This window comes from Microbulbifer discodermiae (assembly GCF_040742695.1).
Taxonomy (GTDB): Bacteria; Pseudomonadota; Gammaproteobacteria; order Pseudomonadales; family Cellvibrionaceae; genus Microbulbifer.
The window spans coordinates 150,770-160,945 of sequence record NZ_JBFLAB010000002.1; the positions used below are offsets into that span (position 1 = coordinate 150,770).

A 10,176-nucleotide genomic window follows, 5' to 3' on the forward strand; every position below is an offset into this window, starting at 1 on the left:
GCCAGCGTCATCCCCGAGCGGGAAGCGCTGGCGGGGCGAGCCACGCCGCTACCTTTTCTATCGGTTTTACCGGCGTTCAACAGCGGCGGCTGGCTCTATTCCAGCGACTTATCCCTGCGACTACAGGAACCGAAGTTTATGACCCAGCGATCTCTTCAGCAGTTGGAACAGCACGACGCCTTCATCCACCGTCATATCGGCCCCGACGAGCACCAGGTCAAAGAGATGCTGGAGACCCTCGGCGTGGGCAGCCTCGACCAGCTGCTTGAGAAAACCGTTCCCGCCTCTATCCGCGACGACGACCTGGATCTCGCCGATCCGGTCAGCGAGGAGGAGGCCCTGGCAGAGCTTCATTCCCTGGCACAGCGCAACAAAATTTACCGCACCTTTATCGGCATGGGCTACCACGACACCATTACACCCAATGTCATACTGCGCAATCTGCTGGAAAATCCGGGCTGGTACACCGCCTATACCCCCTACCAGCCGGAGATAGCCCAGGGCCGCCTGGAGGGGCTGCTGAACTTCCAGCAGATGGTCATGGATCTCACCGGTATGGAACTGGCCAACGCTTCCATGCTGGATGAAGGCACCGCCGCCGCGGAAGCCATGGCCATGTGCAAGCGCCAGGTAAAGCGCAACAAGAGCAATGTGTTCTTTGTCGACGCCGACTGCCATCCGCAGACCATCGCAATAGTCCAGACCCGCGCCGAACACTTTGGCTTTGAAGTCGTCGTGGGTTCGGTGGACACAGACCTGCCGGCAGAGCTGTTCGGCGCCTTGCTGCAGTATCCCGGCTCCACTGGTGAGGTGCGCGACCTGACCGACATCATCGCCAAAGTGCACCAAGCCAACGGCCTGGTCACCGTGGCCACAGACCTTATGGGCCTGGTTGCGCTCAAGCCTCCCGGTGAAATGGGCGCAGACGTAGTGGTCGGCTGCAATCAGCGCTTCGGCATTCCCATGGGCTACGGCGGTCCCCACGCCGGCTTCTTCGCCTTCCGCGAAGCCTTCAAGCGTTCGGCGCCGGGTCGGATCATCAGTGTGTCAGTGGACAGCAAGGGCCGGCGCGCTCTGCGCATGGCCATGCAGACCCGCGAGCAGCACATCCGGCGCGAAAAGGCCAACTCCAACATTTGCACCTCCCAGGTACTGCTGGCCGTAATGAGCGCCTGTTACGCCATCTACCACGGGCCGGAGGGGCTCAAGACCATCGCCGCGCGCATCCAGCGCTTGACCGACATCCTCGCCACCGGCCTCACCAGAGAGGGCTTCAACCTGGCCCAGGATACCTGGTTTGACACCTTGAACATCACCGTGGGCGACAAGCAGGCGGAAATCTACCAGCGCGCCCTGAAGGCCCGGATCAACCTGCGCAAAGTGGGCGACGACGCACTAGGGGTCAGCCTGCATGAAACCGCCTCGCTGCAGGATGTCTCCGACCTTCTCGACGCCTTTACCGGCACCGCACACGGGCTAGACCTGCAGGCGCTGGACAGTGAAATCGCCACCAAGGGCCCCCTGGGCGTGCCCGCCGCCCTGGTGCGCAGCAGCGACTTCCTCACCCACCCGGTGTTCAACAGCTACCACTCAGAAACCGAAATGCTGCGCTACCTGAAAACCCTGGAAAGCCGGGATATAGCGCTCAACCACTCCATGATTCCGCTGGGCTCCTGCACCATGAAGCTCAATGCCACCGCGGAAATGATCCCGGTAACCTGGCCCGAGTTCGGCAAGCTGCACCCCTTCGCGCCCGCCGACCAGGCACAGGGTTACGCCGAAATGTTCTCCCAGCTGCAGCGGATGCTGGCCGCCTGCACCGGCTACGACGCCGTCAGCCTGCAACCCAACGCCGGCTCCCAGGGCGAGTACGCCGGCCTGATCGCGATCAAGAAGTACTTTGCAGCCAGGGGCGAGACCCAGCGCGATATCTGCCTGATCCCCGCCTCGGCCCACGGCACCAACCCCGCCTCCGCCATGATGGTGAGCATGAAAGTGGTGGTGGTCGCCTGCGATGACAAAGGCAACGTGGACATGGCCGACCTCAAGGCCAAGGTGGACGAACACCGGGACCGGATCGCCGCACTGATGGTCACCTACCCCTCCACCCACGGCGTATTCGAGGAAGGAATTCGCGACATCTGCGACCTGATCCACAGTGTTGGTGGCCAGGTATACATAGACGGCGCCAACATGAACGCCCTGATCGGTGTGGCCGCACCCGGCAGGTTCGGCGGCGATGTCTCCCATCTCAACCTGCACAAAACCTTCTGTATTCCCCATGGCGGCGGCGGCCCCGGCATGGGCCCCATCGCCGTCGGCGAACACCTAAAACCCTACCTCGCCAGCCACCCGATCATCGGCATAGCGGGCACCGACCCCAGCAATGGCACCATTTCGGCGGCGCCCTGGGGCTCCGCCAGTATTCTTCCCATCAGTTGGATGTACATCAGGATGATGGGACGGAGCGGCATGAGGCGCGCCACCGAGATAGCGATTCTCAATGCCAACTATGTGGCCAGGCGCCTGTCCGAACACTATTCCCTGCTCTATACCGGCGCCAACGGCTTTGTCGCCCACGAGTGCCTGGTGGACCTGCGGCCCCTCAAAGACATCAGCGGCATCACCGAGGAAGACATTGCCAAGCGCCTAATGGATTTTGGATTTCATGCCCCCACCATGTCTTTCCCCGTTGCCGGTACCCTGATGATCGAGCCCACCGAGAGCGAGTCCAAGGAGGAGCTGGACCGCTTTATCCTCGCCATGACCACCATCCGCCAGGAAGTGGAGGACGTGGTCAGCGGCAGCTACAGCGCCGAGGACAACCCGCTGCACAATGCCCCCCACACCCTCGAGGACGTGATGGCAGACCAGTGGCCCCACAGCTACTCCCGCGACGTCGCCGCCCGCCCGGCGCCCTGGCTGAAAGAGCACAAGGTGTGGCCCGCATCAAACCGTATCGACAATGTCTACGGCGACCGCAACCTTATCTGTTCCTGCCCGCCCCTGGAGAGCTACCTGGACTGAGCCCGGCCCTATAAGAAAAAATAAAAAAAGAAAAGGCGGCACTGGCAGGCTATTGAAATTCGAAGAATTTCGACGCCTGCTACCGGAATATGGATGTTCCGGCAAAATCGCCGATGCCTAAGTCGTTGATTTAGCGAAAAAAGTGAAAATCACATTTTTCGTTTTTCGCGTTTTGAAACAGGCAGGATGCCTTTTTCAACAACCTGCTAGCACCCTCAATAGAGGTAGGTTTTAGTGGCGCGAGCGAAGCTCACAGCGGACTGAGTCAAGAAATGGAGATCGGGACACGAGTTCATCTCGCTGAATACTATATATACATTCACTCATAAGGTAAATTAACGCCATATCCCAGTAGCCGGCCTCATAAGTACCGACATGCCCGAGGCTCGAAAAGTCCGATTTATATTGGCCATCTGACTGATTTTATAGGATATTTGCAGAGATAGCGGATGCTATAGAAGAGCCCCCCCCCCGGAGGTCTCATGAGTAGCGAGTCTTGTTTTCCGCGGCAGGGAGCGGCCACTACCAAGGTGTAACCTTATGATTTTCATCGGTTTTTCATTCTATCAATACCGACGAAATGCGTGCTGTAGACGGTATTCCGCCCAATAAGCCGTTATGTGCCATAGAGATATGGATAAACCAAGAGTTCTAGTCGAGTTTAACGAGATAGTACAAGATGAAGTCGTCTTGTTGTCACGATCCGATGAAGTTACGGATTCAGCGGGCAATTCCTTTCTTCTCAAGGAAGGCTTAGAGGTTTCTGTATATGAGTTCAATCATTACGACGGTGGCATCAAAGAATTTTTGTTTGCAGATGGCGTAGCAGAGTTAAACGAATTAAGTATAATTAGTGAGTGGAGCAAGGCAGTAAAATGGTGTTGCCGAATAAATGAAAATGGCATCACGGTTAAAAACACATAACAAGTCAGTTAACTTCGCGCCTACGGCGCCAGATGCAGCTAAGCTGCACCGGTTATTGAGGTGTTATGCTTATAGGTGTTCGAGATGGAACTAAATTTTCAGTATGCTCACAATGATCATGACGAATCTGAAACTAAGCCAATTTCCGATTTACAGGAAGCACTAAAGGCATTTGATGACTTTGATTGGGAGGGCGAGGTCAAGAAAGCGAACGAGATCCAAAAATGTTCACCTACATTATCATTAATACTTGAGAGAAATAAAAATATGATTTGGGTTTCTTCCTGGGGTGAAATCCATGTGGAAGGTTTTGTATCTGAATGTTATTTTCTTGGGGTGGCCCCAATATTCCTAGGGTTTGGGAAAAAGAAAGGTACAGTTAACTTACATACTAATGACTTTTCTATGAATCAAGCTAGAGAGGCACTTTCATTATTTATTGATGGTTCTTACGAAAAGTTGAGAACATTGTACGAGAAGGCATAACAAGGTTAGCAACAGGACGCAGCAAGCTGCGCCTATTCTAACCGCGTTAAATTTGGCAAGCCCCAAGATGCCGTATGGGAAATTTGGTAAAAAAGTAATGCGAAAAATTGCCACAAGTATTTTGTTTGTTTTTACGATCTTGCCGAGCATTGTTTTTTCTCATTCGAAAGAGGATATAGCTCGGGAAATATTTATTAATGATAATGCCAAGAAGGAAATTTCGACTCTAAACGAAACCTTTGAAAATCAAAGAAAAATTTTCTTAGAGTCATATGAGCCATCATATGGAATAAATGAAGCTCATCCAGAAATTCTTGTCATGCAAGAGCAACTGTACATAGATGCAGTCGCGTCAAATGTTTTTAAGTTTGATTCAGATACGTTTGAAGAATCGTTAATTGCTGATGTGGTTTCATTGCTAACTCTCGAAGAGCTGTTGGAGTTAAGGAGAATTTATCAGCGCCCTGTATTCAAAAAATTAGAAAGTATAAATGAAACAATGTTGAAAAACACAGAAGAATACATCGAAAAATGGAAGAAAACAAATCAGCGTTCAGTTGAAGAATTCAAGGCAAGAAACGATGAAATTTCAATCAAACTTAAAGAGCTATTGGAGCTCCGTAATAAGGATAAAATATAACAAGGCGTTGCAGACTGACATCTAACCAGATGTAGCCTAAGCAAGTGTCGGAACAGTTACGCACTAGCAGGATGTTGATTTTGTCGTCCGGGGACCTTGGCTTAGATACAATACGGAAAACTAGAACCCATAAAGGATTTCGGTTCAGTGCCTGGTTTGGATGTTATTCAGAAATCTCTTTTCACAACAGTGCAGTTGGAATCGCTTGTTCCAGCAGATCAACCCCTGAGGCCGATCAAAGCGCTCCTGAATGAGGCGATGAAGGACCTCAATGGCACCTACAGCTTCATGTTTGAGCCAAATAGGATCTATATGGCGGAGATTCTCAGTCCGCTGACCGGTGAAGCCGGAAAAAATAAAAAGTAAGATACCCCTGAAAGCCTTGCCAAGTCCTGGGTTTCGGGCCGAAGTGTTATTTGCGGCGGGGATGTCCCTAGTACCCCCAAGTAGAAGTAGGTTTTTTCGGTTCGCAGACTGTAGTGACGCGAGCAAAGCTCACAGCGGACTTACTCAAGAAATGGAGATCAGGACGCGAATTCATCTCATTGAGCACTGTATATACATCCATTTACAACGTAAGTTAACGCCATATCCCAGTAGCGCGCCTCTTGAGTACCGATATACCAGAGGCTCGAAAAGCCCGATTTATATTGGCTATCTGACTGATTTTATAGGATATTTGCAGAGATAATGGATGCTATAGAAGAGCCCCCGGAGGTCTCATGAGCACCGAGGCTTGTTTTCCACGGCAGGGAGCGGTCACTACCAAGGTGTAACCTTATGATTTTTATCGATTTTTCATTCGACCAATACCGAAGAACTGGGCCGTATAGGCGGAATTCCGCCCAATAAACTGTTACGTGCTAAGGAATCATCGTGTCATCTGACGATTGGTACAGGAATAAAGATTGGAATGAATCTATCGAGGACCATTTCTATTCGAAGTTGAAACGAGCGAGAACGCAACGAGATCAGTATTTGGTAATCCAAGCTCTCACGTTAGCTGATAAGCATCCAAAGGTTACGCTTCGTCTGGTTAATGAATACTTTGAATCAAGAATAGACCAATTTGATGACGTTCGCGCATTATTGGCCAAAGCAAATGCATATTTCGCTCTAAGCGATCTCGAAAGATGTATTGCCGCTTTCAAAGAGGTACTTGGCAGAGAAAGAGAATTTCCAAAACACCAAACAGGTGTGTACCTTGATTATCCGTATTTGGTTGCAACTCGAAAAATAGAACACGAGTACGTTAACGTGATTGATGTACTAGATGAGCATATTGGTAGGCTCACCTTTCCGCTGGACTATTACAAGTGGCATGCTTCTAAAGCATTAATCAATAATGATGGTTCAGAAGCGCAAAAGGCGCTTGATGCGGCCAAAGTTAAGAGATCTGGATTCCGTTTTCATCAAGATCTAGGCTTGGTGGGTAAAAAACATGAAAAAACAATCAAGCATCTGTGCAAGACCAGCACGTAACAAGGCCAGTCAGAGGGACAGTCAAACCGCTGCGCGCTTCGTCTGCCCCTGCTGGCAACGTTATGTTTAAGGAGGAGTGATGGCCGTTGAATACATTCTAGTGAATGAGTCAAAAAAGGAAATGATTTCCTTTGCCCATCTTAATGGAAGCAAAATGAGGGAGCTGGTTGGCAACGCAGCTACGTCGTCAATTGTTACTTGGTATCTACTAAATAATCAGGGGGATCAGATTCAATTTGTATCTGATACCTACGAAGAATGGCCTTTCAACTCCGGTAGCAGAGAATTAGCTTGGTCCTATCCCGATAAAACCAATGAAATAATCGATACGCTCATTGAAAGTGGCATCCTCCAAGATAATGCTATATTGCACGTAGATGAGGATGAGCCAAATACGGTATATACAAGAGATGTTGTTAATGTGTGGTGTAAATAAACATAACAAGGCAATACACACACATTCCGCCCCGTTGGGGCTTCATTCGGATACACAAAGCTGCGCATCGCCTGTTCGGTGGTTGCGGCGTTATAAGGATTTTGAAAATGAGTAAGCTGGTGCCATTCTTTCTGGCATTAACTATCGGTGGGGCGGTAATCGGTGGGGCATATGGCTTTGGTGTGTTCTCAGCCTCGTTCAATACCAATTTGTGCTATTCCGAGGTTATTTTGTTGATTGAAGAAGAATTGGATTACGCTATTAAAACTAGAAATCAAGAAGATGTCCTGGCTGTAAAGGATATGCTTAGGTCATTGCCGCGCCATGGTTATGAATCCGATTGCTCTGCAATCCTAGCAGTAGCGAAATCTTATAACAAGCAAAGGCTACGGACGCGTTCCGCGCCGCAGCTTTGAGCGCTATGAGAAATTGAGATTATGAAGAAATTTTCAGTCATCGCAATCATGATTCTGTTGTCGGCAAACGCATATCCTTGTAGTTGTCGTAAAGTTGATCTTGCTGAAATTTATGACGACTATAGCTTTGTTTTTGAAGGCACTGTTACCTCCATTGGAACAAAATGGTTGTGGGAAAAAGGGGAGTGGATTCCTAATACTGTAAGGAAGGTCGGCTTTCAGGTAAGCGAAAATTTTAAAGGTGTTAGGGGCAGCAAGTCTGTAATTTATACGCAGCTCCACAGTGCTTCTTGTGGGCATGCTTTTCAAAAAGGGAAGACCTATTTAGTATTTGCTTTTAAAGGCACAAAAGAAGGCGAAGAATTGGGTAGGCATGTTAAAGGAGCGCCAATAGTCACCGCCTGCGGGCATACCATTGATGTTGAAGAAGCAAATATTCATTACAAAGAATATCTAGACAAAACCTATAAGTTCATCAAGCCAGGTAGAAGCTCATAATAAACTGTTAGTTGCCTAAGGAAGTACAGATGCGAAACTTCGTCGCGTTAATGGTGTTTTCCATTTCAATCCATGTAATAGCTGATGAACTGAATATCGGCGGAAAAGTATTTGAAACTACGAAGAACATTGACGAAGTAAGCTGCAAGGAATTTAAGTTGCAAGCCATTACTACGTCTATTGACTCAAACGTTCGAGAAAGCGATTTACCTTTTGAAGCTCTGCTTGGCCACAAAACAAAGTTCCACGTAATTTCTCAACAGGTAATATATGTGAGTGGTGAACAATCAATTATGGTGTCGCCTAATGAGAGTCTCGTTTCGAACTATCCACGTATAGACCCCGAAAGGCCTTATCTTGCATCTCCAGAATTATGTCACGGCAATAAGGTGTATTTTTCGTTGTGGGGCGGTGGCACTTGCAACACTGTATGTGAATCCTAGGTCGAGGTAGAATTTGATAGGCACGGTAAGGTAACTAACGCAGTAGGATTAACTTTCGAGCAATTTCGTTATGCTAAGAATAACTAACAAAGCACTGCACCCGACTCCGGCGCTATTGCGCTTCCGCGGGTGAGCTTGGCTTTAAGGCACAAGAATTGGGAATTCTCCCCGTATTATCGCGGCTGCTGAACCCGATAATTGATAGAGAATAAAACAATGGATGAACTAAGAGGCCGAGCTTGGAGAAGATCCAAGACTAAAACTAAATCCCGAAAGAACAGTGCGAAAACTGAAAAGCCGTGGATTTCTGAGAAAAACTGGAAAATGATGTATACGCGCTCAGCAAAGCTACGTCGAGCGAAGCAGCTCGGTGCTGAGTACCCTAGGCGAACTGTGCGTCAAACACTGGATATTGCGCAACCGCAGGATGAGTAAAGTATGAAGAACCTCCTGTTCATATGCAGTCGAAACCAGTGGCGTAGTCCTACGGCAGAAGCTATATGGCGAAAACACCCTGATTTCAATGCTAAGTCTGCCGGTACTAGCCCTAGGGCTAAGAAGACTGTCAGCCCAGCGGAAATCCGTTGGGCTGACATGATATTCGTTATGGAACAAAAGCATAAAAACAGGCTTAAAGCGGAGTTCACTCGGATGCTAGATCACAAGCCAATTTATGTTTTAGACATCCCTGACGAATACAAATACATGGACCCGGAGTTAGTCCGAGATCTTGAAACTGCGATTGGGTCGTACCTGGAAAATTAGTTCCAAGGTCGGTCCTTAACAAGTTGGTGTTGGTCGCCACTACGTGGCTAGGACAGTTTATAGCTGTGCCCTTTTGCGCATGGCTACGCCATAATTGCACAATGCCCACAACTACAAACTGCCTCAAATCAAGGCGTTATGTGTAAGGCGAGATATGGACTCTGAAATATACGAGAGAGCAAGAGATCTAGCGTGCTCTTTGGTCGACGCGTCCACCGCGGGAAATGCCAAAGAATATTGGAGTCTGTATCACGAGCTAGAAACCCTTTGCAAAGACAACGAAATCGGAGAGAGAAATCATCCGTTTCAGTGGGAAGCGCTGGCTGATTTCACGACTGACGACGGAGCTTCAATCGAAATATATGAGAAGGCATTTGATTTGGCCGAGAATTTAAGGCTACGTGACTACATGGCTTCAATTAAGTTTGCACTTGCTGAGCGATATTGTTGTCTTAATCTTTCTGATCTGGCATATTCATGTGCAGAGGCAGCTAATGAGTATGCTAAAAAATCCAGTGATTTAGACCTACGTAAGGAAATTAGTGAGTTCTTATTAAACCAACTGAGAAACGCATAACAAGTAACGGCTAACGACGCAAAAATACACGCGCCAGTTTTAGGCGTTATGAGTCAAGGAGTCATCGAATGATAAAATTACCGACTTTCATTACTCTGATTTTTTTGATGGTAGCTAGTTATGCTGAATCTAAACCTATTTTCTTAGTAGCTGATGACGGCACAAAGTACGAAATTCTGGGTAAGCAAGATTTACTCTTCGAAGGCGATAAGATGCTTGTTATTACCTATCTTTCTGCTGATCCGCGTGACGAACAAGTACGAAATAAAGAGTTTCAAGATTTGTATCAAATTACAGCTGACAATATTAACCCGAATAGTGAATACGATTACATTGCTCTAGTGGGCCATGCGGTTAATTAGGTAACACGTTTTTGGCTCGCTGCACTGAAGCCAGTACCGTGTCGGCGCTCTTTGTCCATTTAAATGGTTTGGCAAGATCGCGGTTGTGAACACGAATAAATCGCTGCAGCTCGGCCTTCA

Annotated in this window: 12 protein-coding genes; all 12 read left to right on the forward strand. The window is 48.5% G+C overall.

The features are described from left to right. Nucleotides 1–138: 138 nt before the first annotated feature. The 12 genes from gcvP (at nucleotide 139) to AB1S50_RS01360 (ending at nucleotide 10,056) form a co-directional block, all read left to right on the forward strand. Complete coding sequence (gcvP, locus tag AB1S50_RS01305; protein ID WP_367148558.1) at nucleotides 139–3,027, forward strand: aminomethyl-transferring glycine dehydrogenase; 2,889 nt, start codon at nucleotides 139–141, stop codon at nucleotides 3,025–3,027. A 633-nt stretch (nucleotides 3,028–3,660) separates the two neighbouring features. Beyond that, entirely contained in the window at nucleotides 3,661–3,951 is a 291-nt protein-coding gene (locus AB1S50_RS01310; protein WP_367148559.1) for a hypothetical protein, read from the forward strand. A gap of 84 nt (nucleotides 3,952–4,035) precedes the next feature. Then, a complete protein-coding gene (locus AB1S50_RS01315) occupies nucleotides 4,036–4,437 on the forward strand; it encodes a hypothetical protein (RefSeq protein WP_367148560.1) in 402 nt (133 codons plus the stop codon). A gap of 67 nt (nucleotides 4,438–4,504) precedes the next feature. Beyond that, nucleotides 4,505–5,077, forward strand: coding sequence for a hypothetical protein (locus AB1S50_RS01320; protein ID WP_367148561.1), 573 nt, complete (start codon nucleotides 4,505–4,507; stop codon nucleotides 5,075–5,077). 147 nt (nucleotides 5,078–5,224) lie between these two features. Continuing rightward, nucleotides 5,225–5,443: a hypothetical protein gene (locus tag AB1S50_RS01325; protein ID WP_367148562.1), complete on the forward strand. Its 219-nt coding sequence runs from the start codon at nucleotides 5,225–5,227 to the stop codon at nucleotides 5,441–5,443. Nucleotides 5,444–5,953: 510 nt separating this feature from the next. Beyond that, nucleotides 5,954–6,559: a hypothetical protein gene (locus tag AB1S50_RS01330; protein WP_367148563.1), complete on the forward strand. Its 606-nt coding sequence runs from the start codon at nucleotides 5,954–5,956 to the stop codon at nucleotides 6,557–6,559. A 79-nt stretch (nucleotides 6,560–6,638) separates the two neighbouring features. Next, nucleotides 6,639–6,995 carry a hypothetical protein gene (locus tag AB1S50_RS01335; protein WP_367148564.1) on the forward strand — a complete coding sequence of 119 codons (357 nt, stop codon included), beginning with the start codon at nucleotides 6,639–6,641 and terminating at the stop codon, nucleotides 6,993–6,995. Nucleotides 6,996–7,102: 107 nt separating this feature from the next. Further along, nucleotides 7,103–7,411 carry a hypothetical protein gene (locus tag AB1S50_RS01340; protein ID WP_367148565.1) on the forward strand — a complete coding sequence of 103 codons (309 nt, stop codon included), beginning with the start codon at nucleotides 7,103–7,105 and terminating at the stop codon, nucleotides 7,409–7,411. 21 nt (nucleotides 7,412–7,432) lie between these two features. After that, a complete protein-coding gene (locus tag AB1S50_RS01345; RefSeq protein ID WP_367148566.1) occupies nucleotides 7,433–7,909 on the forward strand; it encodes a hypothetical protein in 477 nt (158 codons plus the stop codon). A gap of 29 nt (nucleotides 7,910–7,938) precedes the next feature. Further along, complete coding sequence (locus tag AB1S50_RS01350) at nucleotides 7,939–8,352, forward strand: hypothetical protein (RefSeq protein ID WP_367148567.1); 414 nt, start codon at nucleotides 7,939–7,941, stop codon at nucleotides 8,350–8,352. A gap of 964 nt (nucleotides 8,353–9,316) precedes the next feature. Continuing rightward, entirely contained in the window at nucleotides 9,317–9,694 is a 378-nt protein-coding gene (locus AB1S50_RS01355; RefSeq protein WP_367148568.1) for a hypothetical protein, read from the forward strand. 68 nt (nucleotides 9,695–9,762) lie between these two features. Next, nucleotides 9,763–10,056: a hypothetical protein gene (locus AB1S50_RS01360; protein WP_367148569.1), complete on the forward strand. Its 294-nt coding sequence runs from the start codon at nucleotides 9,763–9,765 to the stop codon at nucleotides 10,054–10,056. Nucleotides 10,057–10,176 lie beyond the last annotated feature (120 nt).